We start from the raw sequence: 20,776 nt of genomic DNA, 5'->3' as shown, positions 1-20,776 counted from the left end.
GAGGGGCAAGTCCCAGGTTCGCCCGATCGTGTCGATCATCTGTTCGACGTTTCGCGGTAAAGTCAAACGCATGAGCGAACGGACTAGGTCTCCTCCCGGATCCGGGTGACCAGCTGGGTCGGGTTCACGAACCGCAGCGCGACGAGAAGGAGCACGAGCATGGAGGCGGTGTAGATGGTCGCCATGGCATCGACCGACTGGTTGGCCCGGATGCCGGCGGCGAACACGGAGTTGTAGAGCGCCACGACGAGGGTCGTCGAGTCCGGGCCGGCGGTGAGGAACGTCAGCTCGAACATGCCGACCGTCCGGACCAGCACGAGGATCGAGGCGGCCAGGATCCCCGGCAGCAGCAGCGGGCCCAGGATCCGGGTGAACACCGAAACCGTGCGCGCGCCGGACATGCGGGCGGCGGCTTCGATCTTCGGGTCGATCTGCTCGATGAACGGCGTCATGGTCAGCACGACGAACGGCACCGACGGCACGAGGTTCGCCAGGATGACGCCGGTGGTCGTGCCGGCCAGGTGGAACTTGTAGAGCACGGTGGCCAGCGGGATGCCGTAGGTGATGGGAGGGATCAGGATCGGCAGCACGAACAGCAGCATCACCAGGCGCTTGCCGGGGAACGAGCGGCGGGCCAGCGCGTAGGCGGCCGGGACGCCGACTGCCACCGACACGGCGATCACCACCAGCGCGACGATCGCGGTGGTCAGGAGCACGTCGGACAAGCCGAACTCGCGCCAGGCGTCGGCGTACCAATGGGTGGTGAAGCCGTCCGGGAGCCAGGTGCCGAACCACTGCTTGCCGAACGAGTCGACGACGACCGAGAGCACCACGCCGGCGAGGTTGACGAAGAAGAACACGACGACGGCCCAGACGACCCAACGTCCGGGACGCGCGACCCAACCGGTCATCCCTTGCCTCCGGTCGCTCCGCGGTACAGCGTGCCGCGCCACGCCATGACCAGGCCGATCACGATCAGCATGACCACCGCCATGAGCATCGCGACGGCCGAGCCCATCGAGTAGTCGTACTCCTCGAACGCGGCGTGGTAGGCCGCGATCGAGATGACGCGGGTCTCGTTCGCGGGGTCGCCGACGAGCTGCGCGCTCGGGAACACCGAGAACGCCATCACGAACGAAAGGCAGAAGGTGATCGCCAGGCCGGGAGCCAGGAGGGGCAGCGTGATGCGCCGGAAGCGCTGGGCCCAGTTCGCGCCGAGGGTCGCGGCCGCCTTCTCCAGGGAGGGGTCGATGCCCGAGAGATAGGACAGCGTCAACAGGAAGGAGAACGGGAAGCCGGTGATCACCAGGGACAGCAGCACGCCGGTGTAGTTGTGGATCAGCGGGAGCGGCTCGTCGGTGATGCCGAGGACCGTGAGCACCTTGTTCAGCCAGCCCGCCGGCCCGCCGTACATGATCAGGCCCTGCGCGGTGAGCACCGTGCCGAGCGTGATCGGCACGACGAGGATCGTCGTCAGGAGCCGCTTGCCGCGGACGCGGCCGCGCATCACGTAGGCGATCGGGATGCTGGCGAGCACGTTGATGAAGGTCGCGGGCAACGCGATGCCGAGCGTCGTCCAGATGGTGTCGTGCAGGTACGGGTCGCCGAAGAACCGTGCGTAGTTGGCGAAGACCCCGCCCTGGCGCGGGGCGAAGGACAGCTGGAGGCCGTAGAGGAAGGGGTACAGGAACAGGCAGGCGGTGACCAGCAGGCCGGGCACCAGGAGGAGCAGGGTGCGGTCGACACCGCGTTCGGCCAGACGGTGACGCAACGCCGGGCGGGCACTCGCGAGGGCCGTCATGGCTCGAACACCAGGACACGCTCGGCCGGGACACCGATCCGGACGGTGTCGCCCGGGGCGAGGCGCTTGTCCGTGCGGAAGTACACCGGTGTCCCGCTCTCGAGACGGGCCGAGACCGACAGTTCACGGCCGTGGTACTCGACGATCTCGACCGTGACGTCGAGGGCGTTCTCGGCGCCGTCGCCGATGACGAAGTCCTCCGGGCGGATCGCGACCTTCGCCGGGCCCTCGGTGAGCGAGCCGCGGCCCGTCAGCCGGACTCCGGCGCCCTCCACGGTGACCGACGAGCCCGCGGTCTCGACGACCGTCACGTCCAGGAGGTTCCGATATCCCATGAAGGAGGCCACATAACTGTTCACCGGCTGGGCGTACACCTCCTCGGGGGTGCCGATCTGCTGGACCGTGCCGTCGCGCAGCACCACCAGGCGGTCGGCCAGCGACAGGGCCTCCTCCTGGTCGTGGGTGACGTACACCGTGGTCAGGCCGAGGGTCTGGTGGAGGCGGCGGATCTCCATCCGCATCTCGAGGCGGAGCTTGGCGTCGAGGTTGGACAACGGCTCGTCCATCAGGACGACCGGGGGCTCCAGCACCACGGCCCGGGCGATGGCGACGCGCTGCTGCTGGCCGCCGGAGAGCTGCGCGGGGAACTTCCCCGCGTGGTCGGTGAGCTGGACCAGGCGCAATGCCTCGTCGACGCGGCGGCGGGCGTCGGCGCGGGCGACCTTGCGCATCTTGAGGCCGAAGCCGACGTTGGCGCGGACCGACATGTGCGGGAACAGCGCGTAGTTCTGGAAGACCATCCCGAACCCGCGCTGCTCCGGGGGCCGGCCGTCGATGCGGGCGTCGTCGAGCCAGATGCTGCCGCCCGTCAGGGGCAGCAGTCCGGCCAGGCAGTTGAGCGCGGTCGACTTGCCGCAGCCGGACGGGCCGAGGAGGGCCACGAACTCGCCGCGCGAGATGGCGAGGTCGAGGCCGCTCAGGGCGTTCGCGGTGCCGAAGCTGCGCGAGACGCCGTCCAGCCGGAGCTGCTCGAACGTCACTTCTTGCCGACCTTCGAGCCGCCGACCAGCTGGTTCCACTTGTCGAACGCCTTGACCTGCTGCTCGGCCGGCAGCGAGGTCTCCTTGGGGTACTGGGAGATCCACTGCTCGTACTCCGGGCGCCCGAACTGCTTGATCGTGTCCTGGCTCTTCTGCGGCGCCATCTGCAGGGTGACGTCCTTGACCGCCGGGCCGGGGTAGAAGTAGCCGTCGTCGTAGGCGATCGCCTGCTGGTCCGGCTTCAGCATCCACGCGATCAGCTGCAGGATCGCCGACTCCTGGTCGGGCGAGAGGCCCTTGGGGATCAGGGCGTACTGGGCGTCGGTGACCCAGTGCATCGGCTGCATGATCGCGGTCTTGACCGTGTTGGGCACCGTGCCGAGCTTGCGCGGGTTGATGTCCCAGCCGGTCGTCGACATGACCATGTCCACCGAACCCGACGCGAGGTTCTTCATCGTCTCGGTGGTGCCGGACGGGTAGTACTTCACGTACTTGCCCAGCTCCTGCAGGAACGCCCAGGTCTTGTCCCAGCCCTTGTCGGGATCCTTCGGGTCCTTGTCGCCGAGCAGGTACGGCAGGCCCATCAGGAACGTCCGGCCCGGGCCGGAGTTCGACGGCTGCGCGTACTGGAACTTCTCCGGGTGGGCCTTGGCCCAGTCGAGCAGCTCCTGCGGGGACGCCGGCGCCGCCGGAACCGCTCCCGGGTTGAACTCCAGCAGCGGGCCGGACGGGTAGTAGACGACCTCGACGCCGTAGCCGTTGGCCAGCTCCTGCATCTTGGCCGCGGGCTCGAGGTAGTTCTGCATCAGGTTCGGAAACCGGCTGGAGAAGTCCGGGAGGACCTTGGCGAGCGTGCCGTTCGCGATGCCGGCGGACAGGCCGTCCGTGCCGCTGAGGACCAGGTGGGTCTGGGCGACGCCGCCGTCCTGCTCGGCCTTCAGCTTGCCGGCCATGCTCGGTGCGGGTGCCGTCGAATAGGTGACCTTCGAGAGCACTTCCGGGTGCGCGGCCTTGAAGTTCTCGATCATCTGCTTGGTGAGCTGAAGGTTGCCCGCGATGTCGAGGATGTTCAGGTCGACGGGCTTGCTCGGCTTGTCGGGGACGGCCTTCGGATCCGCCGCCTGGCCGCCGTCCCCGCCGGGCGCGCCACAGGCCGCCAGTCCGGCGGCGAGGCCGGCCGCCAGGAGTGCCCGGCGGAATCGGAAGCCGGTGCGACGCTGCATGGCTGCTCCCTGGGTCCGTGATAATGTTGTATGTCGCATCGTATATCAGATCGGACATGCCAGTGGCGAGCACTTCTTCGGCCCGGAGGCCGCCGCCGCCCGTCTCGCGCACGGATTTCGTGCGTGATGCGATCAAGGAGTCGATCTTGAGCGGGGAGTTCGGGCCGGGCGAAACGCTCGTCGAAGCCGAGGTGGGCGCCCTGCTCGGGGTGTCGAAGACACCGGTGCGCGAAGCGCTGCGAATCCTCGCCGGTTCCGGTTTGGTCACGATGAGCACGTACAAGGGCGCCGCGGTCCGGGTCATGGACGCCGAGAGCGCCCACGCCGTGTACGACCTGCGAGCGCTCCTCGAGCCCGAAGCCGTCCGACGCGCTGTCGAGCGCGGCGCGGACTTCGGTGAAGCGCGGGGAGTCCTGGCCGACGTCGGCACCGGTACCGCGGCCGCCGACCGCGCCAAAGCCAGCCTGACCAACCGGCTGTTCCACCGCGCGCTCTACTCCGGATGCGGGAACCCTTTGCTCGTCGAGATCCTCGACGGCCTACGCGACCAGGCCGCCCTGATCACCGTCACCGGCTGGGGCATCAGCCCGACGTGGCGGGGTGAAGCGGCCGAACACCGGGCGATCCTGACCGCCGCCGAGAGCGGCAACGCCCGGCAGGCCGAACACCTGCTGCGCAAGCACATCACCGATTTCATCGACCGGATCGCCTTCGGGCTCCCGGGCGAAAGCACCGCAGAGACCGGCGATCCGAAGGGGACCCGATGACGTTCGAGCAGCAGAGGCGGCGGCTTTCCGGGGTGGTGGCCATCCCGGTGACGCCGTTCGACGCCGAGGGCGCCGTCGACGGCCAGACGTACGCGAAGCTCGTCGACCGGCTGATCACCGGCGGCGTCGAAGTCGTGACGCCGAACGGGAACACCGGCGAGTTCTACGCGCTGGACGCGGCGGAAGCCCGGCACTGCCTGGAGGTCACGGTCGAGGCCGTGGCCGGCCGGGGCAGCGTGCTCGCCGGGATCGGCCACGACGTCGCGTCGGCGACGCGGGCGGCCACGCACGCGCGGGACGCCGGCGCCGACATGATCATGATCCACCAGCCCGTGCACCCGTACATCTCCGGCGACGGCTGGGTCGACTACCACGCCGCGATCGCGGCCGCCGTGCCCGATCTCGGCGTCGTGCTCTACGTCCGCAACCCGGCGATCGCCGGCGACCAGCTGCGCGCGCTCGGCGAAGCGGCGCCGAACGTCATCGGCGTGAAGTACGCCGTGCCCGACCCGGTGCGGTTCGGCTCGGTCGCGCGGGACGCGGGCTTCGAGCGCTTCGTGTGGATCGCCGGCCTGGCCGAGCTCTCGGCGCCCGGGTACTTCGCCGTCGGCGCCACCGGTTTCACGTCGGGACTCGTGAACGTCGACCCGGCGATCTCGATGGAGATGTTCCGCGCACTGTCCACAGGGGACTATCCGGGCGCGATGGCGGTCTGGGAGCGGATCCGGCCGTTCGAAGAGCTGCGCGCCGCGAACGGGAACGCCAACAACGTCAGCGTCGTCAAGGACGCGCTCGGGCAACTCGGCCTGTGCCGCCCGGACGTCCGGCCGCCGAGCCGGCTGCTGACGGGCACCGAACGCGAACGGCTCTTCGGACTGCTTTCGTCCTGGGGGCTTTCGTGAAGGTGGTGGCCCATCGGCGCGCCGGAGCGCGGTGACGCCGAAGCCCGGCTCGCCGACGAGCCACCTGATGACCGGAGTCGCACCGGAAGAACCAAGCTGTAGCAACCCAATTGGGCACCTCGGGCGTCACTCTGCGCGACTACGGGCGGCTGCTCGCCGGCCGAACGGCCGACATGGTTGCGTACGAGCGGGGTTCCGGACCCGGCTCCTGCCCCCGGTCGGGGCGGCCCGGCCGGGAAGTTTCGGGTGTGTGGTAAGTCACCTTTCATCCCGATGTGGCTGACTGTACACCTCTTCGGCAGGCTGCGGGGAATTGCCTTCACGGCGGCGGGATGGGAGGCTGAGGACAGGACGCGGTACCACCGCGACCAGGCCCCAGTGCCCTTTCCCGGACCGGACCCGGACCCCGTCGGGGCTGGAAACCGTTGCTGGACAAGCCTTTGCGACTTAGCCAGAGCGGTGACGTTGATGACTTCCACCCAGGTTCCGGACACCCCGGCCACGGCCGGCAGCGACTTCGCCGAGCTGTCCCGGCTCATCAAGGACGCCGGGCTGCTCCGGCGGCGACGGCGGTACTACGCGGTGCGGATCGGGCTGAACCTCGCCGCGTTCGGTGGCGGCTGGGTCGCGTTCGCCTACCTCGGCGACTCGTGGTGGCAGCTCTTCCTCGCGGCGTTCTTCGCGATGATGTTCGCGCAGCTGTCGTTCATCGGGCACGACGCCGGGCACAAGCAGATCTTCCGCACCCGCCGGGCGAACGACGCCACCGGGTTCGTCCACGGTGGACTCACCGGGCTGAGCTACGGCTGGTGGATCGGCACGCACGCGCGGCACCACGCCAACCCCAACCACGAAGACGAAGACCCGGACGTCGACATCGCCGCGCTCGCGTTCAGCAAGGCGCAGAGCTCGCAGAAGCGCGGGTTCCTGCGCTGGATGGCGAAGTACCAGGCGTTCCTGTTCTTCCCGCTGCTGCTGCTCGAAGGCCTGAACCTGCACGTGTCGAGCGTGAAAGCGGTGCTGCGCAAGGACATTCGCCGCCGCAAGCTGGAGTCCGCGCTGCTGATCGCGCACCTGGCCGCGTACCTCGCCGCGGTGTTCATCGTGCTGTCGCCGTTGACCGGGATCATCTTCATCCTGGTGCACCAGTTCCTGTGGGGGCTGTACATGGGCTGCTCGTTCGCGCCCAACCACAAGGGCATGGAGATGCTGGAGACCGGGCACAAGCTCGACTTCCTGCGCAAGCAGGTACTGACGTCACGCAACATCCGCGGCGGCCCGGTGGTCGACTTCGCGCTGGGTGGGCTGAACTACCAGATCGAGCACCACCTGTTCCCGAGCATGGCCCGGCCGAACCTCAAGCACGCGCAGGTGATCGTCCGCGAGTTCTGCGACCGGCACGGGATTTCCTACGCGCAGTGCGGCTGGGCCCGCTCGTACGGTTACGTGCTCCAGCACCTGCACTCGGTGAGCGAGCCGCTGCGGGCGAAGAAGGTGCCGGCATGACGGCCCCGGCGCCCGGCGCGCCCGAGGTGCCCCGCACCGAAGCCCAGTGCCCGAACTGCCCCCACGACCTGGAAGCGCACGACGCGATAGCCCGCCGCTACTGCGCGGCAACGGCGGCCGGCCAGGGAGCCGACCGCGGCTGCGTCTGCGGCACGGCGGCGGACCACAAGGCCCGCTGAGGCAGGGACCGAGCGACCCGGCTCCCGGCTCCCGGCTCCCGGCTCCCGGCTCCCGGCTCCCGGCTCCCGGCTCCCGGCTCCCGGCTCCCGGCTCCCGGCTCCCGGCTCCCGGCGAGTGGGCACGCTGCGGCCGGGCCGGCGCCATCCGGCGCACCGAACGCCCGGCAGGCCCGCCACAACTCAAGCGCCCTCCGACAGCGAGCCCGGCGGGCCCGGACGCGCGCGCCCGACCGGCCTGTCCTGATTGCCCCTCGGCAGCACGCCCGGCAGACCGAACGCGCGTCAAGACCCAGCTTCGATCGAGCAGCAAGTCCGGCAGACCGCGCCAACGCCCGGCCCGCCACACCCAAGGGCCCTCCGGCAGAGCAACTCGGCACACCGAACGCGCGTCGCCGATCGGCCCGCCTCAAGCGCCCTCCGGCAGCACCTCCGGCAGACCGAACGCCCCGAACACCGCTGGGACGAACGTCGTCACCTCGGCCACCTGGCCGTTGACCACCCTCAGCGCGTTCAGCCCCAACGCCCGGAACCGGCCGTCGTGGCGGAGGTACGTCGCTACCGCTGGGCCGCCGTTTGCGCGGACCGGGAGCAGGCGCAACTCCATCGCCCCCGGCCCGTGCAGCACCGGCGCCCAGCCGGCCAGGACCGTTGACCGGCCGCCGTACCAAGTCGGGTGGGGGCCGGTGTGGCCGCCCGCTCCCGGCTGGTGGCTGCAGCGGATGTCCTCGCTGAGTACCGCGGCGATCGCCGCGTCGTCCGCCGACGTCAAAGCCGAGATGTAGCGCGCGACGACTTCGCGCTCTTCGCCGCTTGAAGCCACGCGCCACTCCGTACGCTGCGAAGGCAGCTGCTCCTTCAACTCCGCCCGAGCGCGCTGAAGCGAGCTGCTCACCGAAGCCGGGGTTGTCGACAACGCCGCCGCTGTCTCCTTCGCCGACCAGCCGACGACGTCGCGAAGGATCAAGACAGCGCGTTGGCGCGGCGAAAGGTACTGGACCGCCGCCAGGAACGCCAGCTCGACCGTCTCCCGCGAGATCGCCGTCTCGAGGACGTCGTCCGGGGCCGGCTGCAACCACGGGACGGCCGCCGCGGGTCGGGGGGCCAGGTGCGAGCCGGATGCCACCGGGAGGTCGAGCGCGGGCACCTCCCGCACGAACCGGGCGAGGAAGTCGAGGCACGCGTTCGTGGCGATCTTGTACAGCCACGCCCGCACGCTCGCCCGCCCGGCGTACTGGTCACGCCCGCGCCACGCGCGCAGGAACGTCTCCTGCACCAGGTCCTCGGCCTCGTCGAGCGACCCCAGGAACCGGTAGCAGTGCACCCGCAGCTCCCGGCGGTGCCGCTCGGTCAGTTCGGCGAACTCGGTCTCGTCCATCGTGTCGGTAACCATGCCCCGTGTGACGGCGGCCGCCGTGGAAATTCAGCTCTGCGCAGGCAAGCGGGGTGTGGCCGAAGTTACTCGCGCGTTAATAAGGCATCAGCACACCGCCGGACACCGTCAGGACGACATTCACGGGGGAAGCCCGGCGAAGAAGACAGCGATGTCCTGACGGAGTCCGATCCGCCGTGATGCCCGGAGGCACACCGTGACGCTCAGCGAGCTTCTTCCCAGCCTCGGCTGCGAAGCCGCCGATCACCTCGAGCCAGGAGTCTGGCCGCGAAGCACCCGAATCGGCGAAGACGGCGAGCTCCTCTTCGCCGGCGCGCGGGTCAGCCACCTCGCCGCCCGCTTCGGGACGCCGTCCTACCTCATCGACGAGCAGCAGGTCCGCGACACCGCCCGCGAGTACCGCGAAGCGCTCCCGGACGTCGAAGTCGCGTACGCGAGCAAGGCGCTGTGTACGCGGTCCGTACTGCGTTGGGTCGCCGAAGCGGGGTTGTCGCTCGACACCTGCTCCGCGGGCGAGATCGCCGTCGCGCGCGGAGTCGGCTTCCCCGCGGAGCGCATGCTGCTGCACGGCAACGCGAAGACGCCCGAAGACCTGAAGGCCGCTCTCGCGTACGGCGTCCGCCGGATCGTGGTCGACTCGCTCGACGAGATCGAGCAGCTCGGCGCGCTCGCCCACGGCGCGCAGCAGGTGATGATCCGCGTGACGCCGGGCGTCGCGGCCGGCGCGCACGCGGCCATCAGCACCGGCACCGAGGGCCAGAAGTTCGGCTTCTCGCTGCTCGACGGCGTCCCCGACAACGTCGACGCGGCCGTGCGGGCCGTGCGAGGCCAGCCCGGGCTGCGGCTCGCCGGCCTGCACTGCCACATCGGCTCGCAGGTCTCCCGCGTCGACCGCTACGAGGCCGCCGCGCGCCGGATGGCCGAGGTGCTCGTCCGGATCCGCGACACCCACGGCGTCACCCTGCGGGAGCTCGACCTCGGCGGCGGGCACGCGGTGCCGTACGTCGGCGGCGAGCCCGCGTTCGACCTCGGCGGCTACTCGCGACGCCTGCGCGTGGCGCTCGCCTACGAGTGCGCGGCGCACGGATTCCCGTTGCCACGCTTGACGATCGAGCCCGGCCGGGCGCTCGTCGGGCCGGCCGGGATCACCGTCTACCGAGTCTGCGCGGTCAAGCGCGGCAGCCGCACGTTCGTCGCGGTCGACGGCGGGATGAGCGACAACGCGCGGCCATCGCTCTACGGCGCGCGCTACACGACGCGCCTGGTCGGACGGCGATCGAAGGCGAAGCGTCTCCCGATGACCGTCGTGGGCCGGCACTGCGAAGCCGGCGACGTCCTCGCCGACGGCCTCCTCCTGCCCGGCGACCTGCACGCCGGTGACCTGCTGGCCGTGCCGTGCACCGGCGCGTACCACTACTCGCTGGCCTCGAACTACAACCAGGTCGGACGCCCGCCGCTGGTCGGCGTCAAGGACGGCGTCGCGACGCTGCTGGTGCGCCGCGAAACCGAGGAGGACCTCAGCCGGCGCGACTTGGGCTGACCGCGTCGAGGCCGGCAAGCAGCACGCCGAGCGCGTAGCGGAAGTCGTCTTCGACCGTCGAACCGGCGCGTTCGCGCAGGCCACGCGCCATCAGCGGGAACGGGAACGAGGCCGACGCGATCACCGCCGCCTCCTCGGCGGGCGGCAGCCGCGTCTGGTCCTCGACGGCCCGGCCGAGCACGAAGTGGACCAGCACCCCGGCCGCGCGGGTGGCCTCGCCGAGCGGGAAGCCCGCGTCATGCAGCACCCCGACCGCGCGCTCGGCCAGCTCACCGAGCGCGCGGGCCGTGGTGAGGTCCGCGCCCAGCGCGACGCGGGCGCCGTCGCGGTGTGCGAGCAACGCCGTGTGCAGCGCCAGACCAGCGTCTTCGAGCCACTTCAGCCACGGCCCGCCGGACGGCAGCGCGGCGACGACCGGCGCGACGATCGCGTCCGTCATGTGGTCGAGCAGCGCGCGCTTGCTCCGGAAGTGCCAGTACAACGCGGGCGCCTTGACCCCCAGCTCCGTGGCCAGCCGCCGCACGGTCAGCTTGTCGAGACCCTCGTCTTCCAGCAGTTTCAGCGCGACGCGCACCGCGTCGCCGACTTCCAGCGGCATGCTGCTCCTTGACGACTTAACTTGTTAAGGCCATCTTAGTCCTTAACAAGTTAAGGAGACAGCATGGATGCCGACGTGATCGTCGTGGGCGCGGGTCCGGTGGGCCTGTTCCTCGCCGCCGAGCTCAAGCTGGCCGGCGCCGAGCCGCTGGTCCTGGAACGCCTGACCACACCTTCCGAAGAACCGAAGTCGCGCGGCCTGGGCGTGCTCGCGACCGAGGCACTCCGGCGACGCGGGCTCGGTGCCCAGCTCGCCGAAGCCGATGTCGAAGGCACGAAGGACCTCGCGCGCGACCACGGCAGCACCCGCGGCCACTTCGCGAACATCTTCAAGATCGTCCCGCGCGAAGACCGCCCGCGGACGAACATCTGGCAGCCGGAACTGGAACGCGTCCTCGCGAAGCACGCCGAGGGCATCAGAATCCTGCGCGGTCACGAGGTCACCGCCCTGGAATCCGATGTGGACGGTGTCACCGTCACCGCCGGGAAGACCTGGCGCGCCCAGTACGTCGTCGGCTGCGACGGCGGCCGCAGCACCGTGCGCAAGCTGGCCGGCTTCGCCTTCCCCGGCACGCCGGCCCTGTTGCGCACGGTCGCCGGGCAGGTCCGGTTCGCGGGCGCCATCCCGCCCGCCGGGCGGTACGCCGGGGGCACCTTCCTGCACGGCGGCAGCATGGTCGGGGTCACCGAACCCGCGTCGAACCCGGAGCCGGTCACCGCGGCCGAGCTCGCCGAGAGCATCCGGCGGGTCACCGGCGCGGACGTCGTCGTCGAGGACTTCCGGGAGGAACGGCGGTTCGGCGACCAGGCCCGCCAGGCCGACGACTACCGCCGCGGCCGCGTCTTCCTCGCCGGCGACGCCGCGCACGTGCACTCGCCGAGCGGCGGGCATGGCCTCAACCTCGGCATTCCGGACGCGGCCAACCTCGGCTGGAAGCTTGGCGCCGTCCTTCGCGGCGACAAGCCCGAAGCGTTCCTCGACACGTACACGCGCGAAAGGCACCCGGCCGGCGAAGCGGTGCTACGCAACACACGCGCGCAGTCGGCGTTGCTGGCGCCCGGCCCGCACATCGACGCGCTGCGGGAGATCGTCGGCGAAGTGCTGGACCTGCCCGAGGCGAACCGGTACTTCGCGGACCTCCTGTCCGGCGTCCGCGAGCGCTACGACTTCCCTTACCCCGCCCCGGCCCCGGCCGGCGAGCACTGCCCGGACCTCGAACTCGTCGACGCCGACGGCCGCACGACCCGGCTGCACGAACACACCCGCACCGGCCGCGGCCTCCTGCTGAGCGCGGAGCACCCGGCCGATCCGCGCGTCGACGTCGTGCCGGTCACGAACACCGGCCCGCTGCTGCTCCGGCCCGACGGCGTGGTCGCCTGGGCTGGCGAGGGGCCGCTCGACGTCGCCCTCGCCACCTGGTTCTAGATCGGCCGCCCGAGGCCGCCTCGGAATGACTCGTGAGTTTCCTCCCCAGCCACCGATTCCTCGGCAAATCACGATCCTGGCGCCGGATCACGTGAAGCTGGCGCAGGGGTCTCGCTTTCTGGTCAGGTCTCGATACGCTGCGCACTTGACAAATCACATGCCGAAACACAGGGAGGGACGGCATGGGTGAAGATTCACGTGCGCGCGGGCTGGACAACACGGACAGATCGCTGATCGCCCTGCTGCAGCAAGACGGCCGGGCCTCGTTCACCGCGCTCGCGAAGGCGGTCGGGCTCTCGGAGGGGGCCGTTCGCCAGCGCGTGCAACGACTCCTGCGTGACGACCTCATGCAGATCGTGGCGGTGACCGACCCGGTCAACGTCGATCTGACGAGGCAGGCGATGGTCGGGATCAGCGTCGACGGCGCTGATCCGCGCGCCGTGGCCGACAAGCTGTCCGAACTGCCGAACGTGCACTACGTCGTGCTGTGCGCCGGGCGCTACGACCTGCTGGCCGAACTCGTCTGCCGGGACGACGACCACATGCTCGAAGTGCTGGGCGAGGAGATCCGCAAGATCGACGGCGTGTCCGGGACCGAGCTGTTCGTCTACCTCAAGCTGGCCAAGCAGAACTACGCCTGGGGCCGGCTCACGGCGTAAGCCCGTCGTGAGTGAGAAACAGCGTTAGAACACTGTTTCTCACTCACGAGCGAGCGCGCGCTACTGGAACCGCCGGTGGCCCGCCCGCGCGGGCACGCCCGCTTCGGCGAGCCCGGCCAGCACCGCCGGGAGCGGATCCCGGTGCAGCACCCCGAGGCGCTGCGTGGCGCGCGTGAGCGCGACGTACAGCTCCGCCGCGCCACGCGCGCCTTCGGCCAGGATCCGTTCCGGCTCGACGACGAGGACCGCGTCGAACTCCAGGCCCTTCGTCGCCGACGGCGGAACGGCGCCCGGTACGCCGGGCGGGCCGATCACGACGCTGGTGCCTTCGCGTTCGGCCTCTTCGCGATCGAAATCGTCGATGGCGGCCGCCAGCTCGGCGTCCGAGACCCGCCGCGACCACGGCCGGATCCCGCTCGCCCGCACGGATTCCGGCGGCCGCGCGTCCGGCGCGAACCGCGCGAGCACCGCGCCGGCGACCGTCATGATCTCCGCCGGGGTCCGGTAGTTTACCGTCAGCTCCCGGTACGCCCACCGGTCGGCGACGTACGGCGCCAGCATCGATCCCCACTCGGTCGCCCCGGCGGCGCTGCGGCGTTGCGCCAGGTCGCCGACGACCGTGAACGACCGGCTCGGACACCGCCGCATCAGCGCCCGCCAGTCCATTTCGGACAGTTCCTGTGCCTCGTCGACGACGACGTGCCCGTAGGTCCAGTCCCGGTCCTCGGCCGCGCGCTCGGCGAGGTCGCGGGTGTCGCGCTCGGCGAACCGGTCGGCCAGGTCCTCGGCGTAGAGCAGGTCGGTGGCGACCAGGCCGAGATCCTCATCCTGCTCTTCGCGGTCCAGCTTGATGAGGTCCATGACGCCTTCGGCGTACTCCGCGTCCTCCTCCGCCTGGCGACGCGCGGCGGCGCGCTCGGCGGAATCGTCCCGGCCGAGCAGGTCGACCAGCTCGTCGAGCAGCGGCACGTCCGACACGGTCCAAGCCGCGCCGTCCGCGCGGAACAGCGCCGGATCGGCGCCGGCGGCTTCGAGCCGGCGCGGCGACATGTACAGCGGGGCCAGCAGTGTCTCCGGCGTCAGCTCCGGCCACAACGCGCCGAGCGTGCCGCCGAGGTCTTCGTGCCCGGCCAGCTCGTCGAGGACGTCGGCGCGCAGGTCGGCCCACGCCCCACGGTCCTCGCGGGTCAGCCAGCCTTCCCCGATCTCGGCCACGGCCCGCTCGGCGAGGAGCGCCACGACCTGCGCGCGGAAGACCGCGCCGGCCTCGTTGTGCGGCAGCCCGGACCGGCGGGCTTCGAGCCGGGCCTCGTCCGCGATGCCGGCGTCGAGCGCCACGGTGACGTCGGCCAGCTCGACCGGCACCGGTTCCTCGGGCACGCGCTGCCGGTCGGCGACCGCCGCGGTCAGCACGTCGAGGATCTTCAGCGACCCCTTGAGCTTCGCCACCTCCGGCTCGTCTTCGGCGGTGACGCGCAAGCCCGGCACGAGGTCGCCGGTCGTCACGAACACGACGTCCGACTCACCGAGCGAAGGCAGCACGCGGCCGATGTGGTCGAGGAACAGGGGGCTCGGCCCGACCACCAGCACGCCGCTGCGCGACATCCGTTCGCGCTGCGTGTAGAGCAGGTACGCCACCCGGTGCAGCGCGACGGCGGTCTTCCCGGTGCCGGGGCCGCCCTCGACGACCAGCACCCCCGAGTGGCCGAGCCGGATGATCTCGTCCTGCTCGGCCTGGATCGTCGCGACGATGTCCCGCATGCCGTCGCCGCGCGGGGCGTTGACCGCGGCCAGCAGCGCCGCGTCCCCGCGTTCGCCGTCACCGGGACGGCCGAGGATTTCGTCGGTGAAATCGACGACCTTTCGCCCCAGCGTGTGGAACTGACGGCGGCGGCGCAGGTTTTCCGGCGACGCCGCGGTGGCGACGTAGAACGGCCGCGCCGCCGGCGCCCGCCAATCCAGCAGAAGGGGTTCGTAGTCGTTTTCGCCGTCGAAAAGACCGATCCGGCCGATGTAGCCGGTTTCCCCGCTCAGTGCGTCCACCCTGCCGAAGCAGAGCCCGTTGTCGGCGACGTTCAGCCGGACCGTCTCACGAGCTCGGACACGCACGTCGGCGTCGCGCTCCACCAGCGTGGTCCCCGGTTCCCCGAGCGCGCCGCGCAAGCGCGCCCCCGCCTGCTCGCGTTCGCGGTCGAGGCGCGCGTACAGCCCGGTGACGTACGCGCGCTCGGCCCGCAATTCCTCGTCGTACCCCTGGTTTGACAAATTCCCCTCACAGCGGTTAGACTAAAGCTACATTCGACGGATCTTCCTATTATTCCCGGGAAGGCACGTCGATTTTTTATTGTCCACCCGCTGTCAAGACCCCTATCCGAGCATGAATTCGCGCGGGTTCAGCGGCCGGTCCACCACCCGCACGTCACCCAGCAGCCCGGCGAAGCTCCGGTCGACCTTCCCGTCGTAGGACGAGGCACCGACCAGCCACGAGCCGCCGGGATTCGCGAGGCCGACCGCCGGGGTGGCCGGGTTGCGCACCACCGGGCAGCCGTCGACGAACACCGTCGTGCGCCGGCCATCGTTGACGACCGCGACGTGCCACCACTTCTCGACCGGCAGCTCGTGGCCCCAGTTCGTCGAGATCCGGTTCTGGTTCAAGGGGAACACCGCCCACTGCAGCTCGCCACCGTCCGAAAGGGACAGTGTGGCGGCCGATTCCTTCGGGTCGTCGCCGGTCTTGCCTGCGGCGCCACCGCTGCCCTCGCGGGCGAAAAGGCCGCACCAGCCGTGGTGGCCGTCCTTGAAGTTCGCCGGCAGCCAGAAGAACGCCTCGACGGTGTAGCCGCGCTCGAACTTCAGCTTGTTCATCGGGGCCGCGTCGACCGTGCGCAGGTACGCGCCGCGGCTCGGGTCACGGCCGCCGTCGAACCGCAGGCTCGCCCGCGACGGCTGCCGCGGCGAGAACTCGCTCGCGTACTTCAGCGCGTCCGGACCGCTCCCGGGCGCCGTGACGCGCGTGAGGTCGTTGCCGCGGCCGCTCTGGTCGCGCACGACGACGTCGGCCGGCACCGGCTTGCCGTCCTGGCCGCCCTCGAAGCGCCAGTACGCGACCGTTCCCGGCACCAGCACCTGCTTCGCTGGACGCCCGGGCGGGACCGGCACCGGTGCGAACCCCTTGAAGCGCTCGGCGAAGTCGATCTCCAGGCTGAAGTAGTCGGCGGCGCCGCTGCGCTCGGCCTCGACCCGCTGCATTTCGCTGAGGTGGTCCTGCGCGGCGAGCCACGGCGAGAACGTCCGGACGTCGACGACGCCGCGCGCGAGGTCGAACTGGTAGAGCCGGACCATGGCGCTGCCGCCGTAGTAGCGGTCCTGGTAGTTCGCGATGTGGACGTGGACGTCGTGCCCGGCGGCGTTCTCGCGGACCGTGCGCCCGGTCGGCCAGTAGTGGCCGTTGAGCGTCAGGAAGATCTGGTCGTTGCCGTTCACCAGCTCCTTCCAGACCAGTTCGCCGAACGTCGAGAACTGCGCCTGGTGGTCGTCGCCGGCCCAGACCAGCTCGTGGATGGTGAGGATCGCGGGCAGCGCCGGGTGCTGCGCGAGGACCTGCCTGGCCCACTCGAGCCCGCCCGCGGAGGGCCGCCAGTCGAGGGCGAGCAGCAGCCAGTCGCGGCCACCGCCGCGGAAGACGTGGTAGGTGTTGTAGCCGTCCTTCGACGCGCCCTTGAACGTCGGCGAATTGCGGTGACGCTGCGGGCCGAACGCGTCCAGGTAGGGCGAGGGGCCGCGCTGGTCGTCCTTCGAGCCGTCGATGTCGTGGTTGCCCGCGAGGGTGCTGTACGGGAACCGGCGGCGGTCGAGGGCCTGGAACGACCTGCTGATGCGCGAGAACTCGTCCGCGCGGCCGTTCTGCGTGAGGTCTCCGAGGTGAGCGAGGAAGACAACGTTGTCGTCAGCCTCGTCGAGGACGTAGCGCAGCGAGGCGTCCAACGGGGCCGCGTCGCCGCGGTCCTCGTCGAACAGGTACTGCGTGTCCGGCATGACCACGAGCGTGAAGCGCGGATCTTCGGCGTCGGGGCGGTGGTGGCCCCGCGCTTCGGCGGCGACGGCCGGCGTGCCGAGGGCGACGGCCGGCAGGGTCGCCGCGGCGGCGGCGCCCGCGCCGAGGAGGAAGGTCCGGCGAGAGGTGTCAGTCACGCGCCGGAAGCTACGGGCGCCGGCCGACCGCACCGGCAACGGCCGCCGAACTCGGGATGAACAGCGGTACTGTTCGCGCCATGAGCGGAGCGCGGGTCTTCCGGTTGATCCAGCCGGTCGACGACATCGAGATCGCGGTCGCGTTCTACGCCGCCGTCCTGGACGGTCCCGGCGAGCGGATCTCGGTCAACCGGCACTACTTCACCTGCGGCGACGTCGTGCTCGCCTGCGTCGAGGCGCCGCTCGAACACCGCGAACCGCGGCCGCAGCGGGACCCGCGGATCGTCTACCTGGCGGTCGAGGACGTCGAGGAGACGTTCCGGCGGGTGCGCGACGCCGGGCCGCGCTGGATCGACGACGCGATCGAAACCCAGTTCTGGGGCGAACGGTCCTTCTACGCGGACGACCCGTTCGGCAACCCGCTCTGCTTCGTCCAGGAGGACACGCTCTACCTGGGCGGTCCCGTCGGCTGACCGCCGGTGGCGCGGTGGATCCGGAGCGGCATGACGAACCAGAGGATCCCGAAGAGCAGCACGCACAGCGCGGCCAGGACGATCATCGCGATCTCGCCGTAGACGACCTTGGCGATCAGCGCGACCGTCGACGTGATCGCGAGGGCCAGGCAGACCAGGCCGACGAGCACGAGCCGGTTGCCGACGGTCAGGATCCGCTCCCGGCTGCCCGTGCGGAACAGCAGCCGGTGCCACGCCGCGGGCGCGGTCAGCAGCGCGGTCGCGGCCACCGCGAGCGCCACCGCGGACAGGTGCAGTGACTTCTCGAACCCGCTGGCGTCGTGGAACCGGTCGGTGAACACGACCGAGAGCAGGAAGCCGAAGAGGATCTGCACGCCGGCCTGCGCGACCCGCAGCTCCTGCAGCAGCTCGCCGATGTTGCGCGTCAGCTGCTCGTTGCGGGTCTCGCCGGTGTGTTCCGCCACAGGAGGACGATACGCGGCCGTTCCTGGGTTCACCCGTCGATCCGGGTGGCGTCCAGCAGCCGCTGCCCGAGGACCCGCGCGGCCTCCCGCAGCTCGGGGCAGCGCACGATCCGGTACGGCGCCGGGATCCTGGCCAGCTGCTCGGCGTACCAGGCGGGATTGCCGGTGCTGCCGGTCAGGCGGGTCGTCCCGTCGTCGATGCGCCCGAGCTGCCCGACGGCGCGGGGCAGGCATCGGCGGGCCAGGTCGAGGGGTGCGTCGATGACGACCTCGACGTCGTACTCCCAGCCGACGGCGAGGTGTTCCTCGACCATCGCGACCGGGTCCAGGTCACGGGGCGGCTCGAAGGTGTCGTCGCCGATGCCGGCGCTTCGGACCCGGTCGATCCGGTACGCCCGGCGCTCGCCTTCGGATGCTTGCGGCACAAGAGGTACCACCGGCCGTGGCGGACGACGACGGCCCACGGGTCGACGTCGCCCGTCCACTCGGTGCCGGCCTCGGAGCGGTAGCCGAGGCGGACCCGCCGGTGCTCGGCGCAGGCGTGCACCAGGGCCGAGGTGGTCTCGGGGTCCGGCCGCGCGGCCGCGGCGTCCGGTGCGGCCGCGGCGGTCCGCCGGACGGCCTCGGCCTGCGCGGCGACCGACTCGGGGAGGGCCTGCACGATCTTGCCCAGCGCACCGCCGACCAGGGTGGCGGGATCGCCGGCGTCGTGGTGGCCGTCGAGCACGGCCATGACCAGGCCGAGGGCCTCGGCGGGGCTGAACGTCAACGGCGGCAGCCGCAGGCCGCGCCCGACCCGGTAGCCGCCGTGGGGCCCGCGGACGGAGACGATCGGAATGCCCGCCTCGCGCAGGATCCCGACGTAGCGCCGGGCGGCGCGTTCGGAGACGCCGAGCTTGCCGGCGAGCCGTTCGGCCGTGATGCCCGGACCGGCCTGGAGGAGCTCGAGGGTGCGCAGGGCCCGCGCCGTCGGGCTCGTGTCGTCCGCCATGGGAATTCCCGATTCCGGAAGTGGATCGTCCGGAACCGATCCTAGGCTCCCCGGCCATGACCGACTCCTACGCGACGCTCGTCGTGGACGGCGACGAGATCGCGACCCTCCTCAGCACGCTCGAGCGCATCCGGCGCACGTTCGCCTGGAAGTGCGGCGGCCTGGACGCCGGGCAGCTCCGGGTCACCGTCGCGGCGAGCACGATGACGCTGGGCGGCCTGCTCAAGCACCTCGCCCACGTCGAGGCCGACTGGTTCGCCGTCAAGCTGCGCGGCGAGCCGATCGGGCCGCCGTGGGACGCCGCCGAGCCGGGCTCGGAGTGGTCCACGGCCGCCAGTGACAGCCCGGAGTCGCTGTACGCGCTCTGGGAGTCCGCGGTCACCCGGTCCCGCGCGCTGGTCGCCGCCGCCCTGGCCGAGGGCGACGCCGGTCGGCCCGGCCGCTTCACCTGGCCCGACGGGCGGACCCCGAACCTGCGGCGCATCATCGCGGACATGATCGAGGAGTACGCGCGCCACACCGGCCACGCCGACCTGCTCCGCGAAGCCGTGGACGGCCTGGTGGGCGAGGACGCGCCGGCGTGACGGCGGCCGAGGACGTCACCGTCGTGCCCGCCAACGAGGCGTCGTGGGACGACGTCGCCGCGGTCTTCGGGACCACCGACTACCCGGGCCGCTGCCAGTGCCAGCGGTTCAAGGTCGCCGGCTGGATCTGGCGCGACTCCACGCAGGAGCAGCGCACCGCCATGCTGCGGGCCCAGACCGCCTGCGGCGAGCCGGGCGCCGCCACGAGCGGGCTCGTAGCGTACGTCGGTGGTGAGCCGGCCGGCTGGGTCGCCGTCGAGCCGCGGATCGCCTACCCCAAGCTGCGCGGCACCCGTGTTCCGTGGACCGGCCGCAGCGAAGACAAGGACGACGAAGGCGTCTGGGCGGTGACGTGCTTCGCCGTCCGCAAGGGTTTCCGCGGCCGCGGCCTCACCTACCCGCTCGCCCGCGCCACCATCGGCTTCGCCCGCGAACGCGGGGCCCGCGCGCTCGAGGCGTATCCGATGATCACCCAGCCGGGCAAGGAGATCACCTGGGGCGAGCTGCACGTCGGCGCCCGCCAGGTGTTCGCCGACGCCGGTTTCGAAGAGGTCGGCCACCCGACGCCGCGGCGCGTCGTCATGCGTATTGAATTGTCTACAGTGGACTGATCGTCACCACCCCCAGGTGCGGTCGGGCACCAGGCGGATGCGGACGGAGTACTCGGCGTCGAAGGCGTCCGGCGTCTCGAACCCGATGGCGGCGTACGCCGGGCCGTACTTGTCGAGGTAGCCGGGCGCTTCCGACGCCTTGCCCTCCTCGACGTGCGCCTTGCCGTTGACGACGAGGATCGCGCCGCCGCTTTCGTTGCCGTTGAGGTGAAAGCTCACCTCGGGGTTGGCCTCGATGTGCCGCAGCTTCGCGGTGTCCGGCTTGCTGAACACCACGATGTCGTCGCCGTCGAGGACGAACCACACCGGCCGGGGCGCGGGCCGCCCCTTCGGCGTGACGGTGGTCAGCCAGCCGATCCTCTCGGTGGAGCGATCACTGAGCTTCGGTTCTGCCATCGGTGGTACCCCCTGGTCGTCGGTCGTGTGATCCAG

21 protein-coding genes and 1 pseudogene are annotated in these 20,776 nt (G+C 71.0%); 10 read left to right on the top strand and 12 right to left on the bottom strand.

Annotation, left to right across the window (positions count from 1 at the left end):
- Window positions 1-83: 83 nt before the first annotated feature.
- Genes ABZ342_RS05785 through ABZ342_RS05770 form a run of 4 tightly spaced genes read right to left on the bottom strand, consistent with a single transcriptional unit; the run spans window position 84 to window position 4,064 of the window.
- A complete protein-coding gene (locus ABZ342_RS05785) occupies window positions 84-911 on the bottom strand; it encodes an ABC transporter permease subunit (protein ID WP_155547944.1) in 828 nt (275 codons plus the stop codon).
- Window positions 908-1,801, bottom strand: coding sequence for an ABC transporter permease (locus ABZ342_RS05780; RefSeq protein ID WP_360469104.1), 894 nt, complete (start codon window positions 1,799-1,801; stop codon window positions 908-910). Before ABZ342_RS05780 ends, ABZ342_RS05785 begins: the two co-directional genes overlap by 4 nt.
- On the bottom strand, window positions 1,798-2,841 hold the full coding sequence (locus tag ABZ342_RS05775; protein WP_360469101.1) for an ABC transporter ATP-binding protein: 1,044 nt from the start codon (window positions 2,839-2,841) through the stop codon (window positions 1,798-1,800). Before ABZ342_RS05775 ends, ABZ342_RS05780 begins: the two co-directional genes overlap by 4 nt.
- On the bottom strand, window positions 2,838-4,064 hold the full coding sequence (locus tag ABZ342_RS05770) for an extracellular solute-binding protein (protein WP_155547947.1): 1,227 nt from the start codon (window positions 4,062-4,064) through the stop codon (window positions 2,838-2,840). Before ABZ342_RS05770 ends, ABZ342_RS05775 begins: the two co-directional genes overlap by 4 nt.
- Before the next feature lie 62 nt (window positions 4,065-4,126).
- Here ABZ342_RS05770 and ABZ342_RS05765 point away from each other — a divergent pair, with 62 nt between their 5' ends.
- The 4 genes from ABZ342_RS05765 to ABZ342_RS05750 all read left to right on the top strand — a co-directional run bounded on the left by ABZ342_RS05765 (window position 4,127) and on the right by ABZ342_RS05750 (window position 7,418).
- Entirely contained in the window at window positions 4,127-4,831 is a 705-nt protein-coding gene (locus ABZ342_RS05765) for a GntR family transcriptional regulator (RefSeq protein WP_360469238.1), read from the top strand.
- Window positions 4,828-5,733 carry a dihydrodipicolinate synthase family protein gene (locus ABZ342_RS05760; RefSeq protein WP_360469097.1) on the top strand — a complete coding sequence of 302 codons (906 nt, stop codon included), beginning with the start codon at window positions 4,828-4,830 and terminating at the stop codon, window positions 5,731-5,733. The genes ABZ342_RS05765 and ABZ342_RS05760 overlap by 4 nt, the downstream gene beginning before the upstream one ends.
- 468 nt (window positions 5,734-6,201) lie before the next feature.
- Window positions 6,202-7,239 carry an acyl-CoA desaturase gene (locus ABZ342_RS05755; protein WP_155547949.1) on the top strand — a complete coding sequence of 346 codons (1,038 nt, stop codon included), beginning with the start codon at window positions 6,202-6,204 and terminating at the stop codon, window positions 7,237-7,239.
- Entirely contained in the window at window positions 7,236-7,418 is a 183-nt protein-coding gene (locus ABZ342_RS05750; protein ID WP_360469094.1) for an RGCVC family protein, read from the top strand. The genes ABZ342_RS05755 and ABZ342_RS05750 overlap by 4 nt, the downstream gene beginning before the upstream one ends.
- A gap of 406 nt (window positions 7,419-7,824) precedes the next feature.
- Here ABZ342_RS05750 and ABZ342_RS05745 read toward each other — a convergent pair whose 3' ends face one another.
- Window positions 7,825-8,808: an RNA polymerase subunit sigma-70 gene (locus ABZ342_RS05745; RefSeq protein WP_360469091.1), complete on the bottom strand. Its 984-nt coding sequence runs from the start codon at window positions 8,806-8,808 to the stop codon at window positions 7,825-7,827.
- A 196-nt stretch (window positions 8,809-9,004) separates the two neighbouring features.
- Between ABZ342_RS05745 and lysA the strand changes: the two genes are divergently transcribed.
- On the top strand, window positions 9,005-10,348 hold the full coding sequence (gene lysA / locus ABZ342_RS05740) for a diaminopimelate decarboxylase (RefSeq protein ID WP_360469087.1): 1,344 nt from the start codon (window positions 9,005-9,007) through the stop codon (window positions 10,346-10,348).
- Here the strand turns inward: lysA and ABZ342_RS05735 are convergent.
- Complete coding sequence (locus ABZ342_RS05735; RefSeq protein ID WP_360469084.1) at window positions 10,326-10,946, bottom strand: TetR/AcrR family transcriptional regulator C-terminal domain-containing protein; 621 nt, start codon at window positions 10,944-10,946, stop codon at window positions 10,326-10,328. The genes lysA and ABZ342_RS05735 overlap by 23 nt on opposite strands.
- 63 nt (window positions 10,947-11,009) lie before the next feature.
- On the opposite strand from ABZ342_RS05735, the gene ABZ342_RS05730 reads away from it, so the two are divergent.
- A complete protein-coding gene (locus ABZ342_RS05730; RefSeq protein ID WP_360469082.1) occupies window positions 11,010-12,371 on the top strand; it encodes an FAD-dependent monooxygenase in 1,362 nt (453 codons plus the stop codon).
- A gap of 182 nt (window positions 12,372-12,553) precedes the next feature.
- On the top strand, window positions 12,554-13,030 hold the full coding sequence (locus tag ABZ342_RS05725) for an Lrp/AsnC family transcriptional regulator (protein ID WP_155547955.1): 477 nt from the start codon (window positions 12,554-12,556) through the stop codon (window positions 13,028-13,030).
- A gap of 60 nt (window positions 13,031-13,090) precedes the next feature.
- Here ABZ342_RS05725 and helR read toward each other — a convergent pair whose 3' ends face one another.
- Both helR and ABZ342_RS05715 read right to left on the bottom strand, forming a co-directional pair.
- Window positions 13,091-15,295 carry an RNA polymerase recycling motor ATPase HelR gene (helR, locus tag ABZ342_RS05720; protein WP_360469080.1) on the bottom strand — a complete coding sequence of 735 codons (2,205 nt, stop codon included), beginning with the start codon at window positions 15,293-15,295 and terminating at the stop codon, window positions 13,091-13,093.
- Between the two features lie 102 nt (window positions 15,296-15,397).
- Window positions 15,398-17,221: a LamG-like jellyroll fold domain-containing protein gene (locus tag ABZ342_RS05715; protein WP_360469077.1), complete on the bottom strand. Its 1,824-nt coding sequence runs from the start codon at window positions 17,219-17,221 to the stop codon at window positions 15,398-15,400.
- A gap of 80 nt (window positions 17,222-17,301) precedes the next feature.
- Here ABZ342_RS05715 and ABZ342_RS05710 point away from each other — a divergent pair, with 80 nt between their 5' ends.
- A complete protein-coding gene (locus ABZ342_RS05710) occupies window positions 17,302-17,694 on the top strand; it encodes a VOC family protein (RefSeq protein WP_155547958.1) in 393 nt (130 codons plus the stop codon).
- Here ABZ342_RS05710 and ABZ342_RS05705 read toward each other — a convergent pair.
- From ABZ342_RS05705 to ABZ342_RS05695, 3 genes and pseudogenes are all read right to left on the bottom strand, one after another.
- On the bottom strand, window positions 17,670-18,158 hold the full coding sequence (locus ABZ342_RS05705) for a DUF6328 family protein (protein ID WP_360469074.1): 489 nt from the start codon (window positions 18,156-18,158) through the stop codon (window positions 17,670-17,672). The two genes, ABZ342_RS05710 and ABZ342_RS05705, sit on opposite strands and share 25 nt — an antisense overlap.
- 29 nt (window positions 18,159-18,187) lie before the next feature.
- Window positions 18,188-18,583, bottom strand: a complete 396-nt coding sequence (locus ABZ342_RS05700) for a WYL domain-containing protein (RefSeq protein ID WP_360469070.1) — start codon at window positions 18,581-18,583, stop codon at window positions 18,188-18,190.
- Window positions 18,584-18,630: 47 nt separating this feature from the next.
- A pseudogene (locus ABZ342_RS05695) lies at window positions 18,631-19,149 on the bottom strand (HTH domain-containing protein); the annotation flags it as partial.
- 56 nt (window positions 19,150-19,205) lie between these two features.
- Here ABZ342_RS05695 and ABZ342_RS05690 point away from each other — a divergent pair.
- Window positions 19,206-19,733: a DinB family protein gene (locus tag ABZ342_RS05690; RefSeq protein WP_360469068.1), complete on the top strand. Its 528-nt coding sequence runs from the start codon at window positions 19,206-19,208 to the stop codon at window positions 19,731-19,733.
- Window positions 19,730-20,344, top strand: a complete 615-nt coding sequence (locus ABZ342_RS05685; RefSeq protein WP_360469066.1) for a GNAT family N-acetyltransferase — start codon at window positions 19,730-19,732, stop codon at window positions 20,342-20,344. Before ABZ342_RS05690 ends, ABZ342_RS05685 begins: the two co-directional genes overlap by 4 nt.
- A gap of 3 nt (window positions 20,345-20,347) precedes the next feature.
- Here the strand turns inward: ABZ342_RS05685 and ABZ342_RS05680 are convergent, their stop codons facing one another.
- On the bottom strand, window positions 20,348-20,740 hold the full coding sequence (locus ABZ342_RS05680; protein WP_360469063.1) for a TIGR03667 family PPOX class F420-dependent oxidoreductase: 393 nt from the start codon (window positions 20,738-20,740) through the stop codon (window positions 20,348-20,350).
- Between the last annotated feature and the right edge of the window lie 36 nt (window positions 20,741-20,776).

It is taken from the genome of Amycolatopsis sp. NPDC005961, assembly GCF_040629235.1.
In the GTDB taxonomy this organism is placed as follows: domain Bacteria; phylum Actinomycetota; class Actinomycetes; order Mycobacteriales; family Pseudonocardiaceae; genus Amycolatopsis; species Amycolatopsis camponoti.
This window is presented reverse-complemented; position numbering and strand designations above follow the sequence as displayed.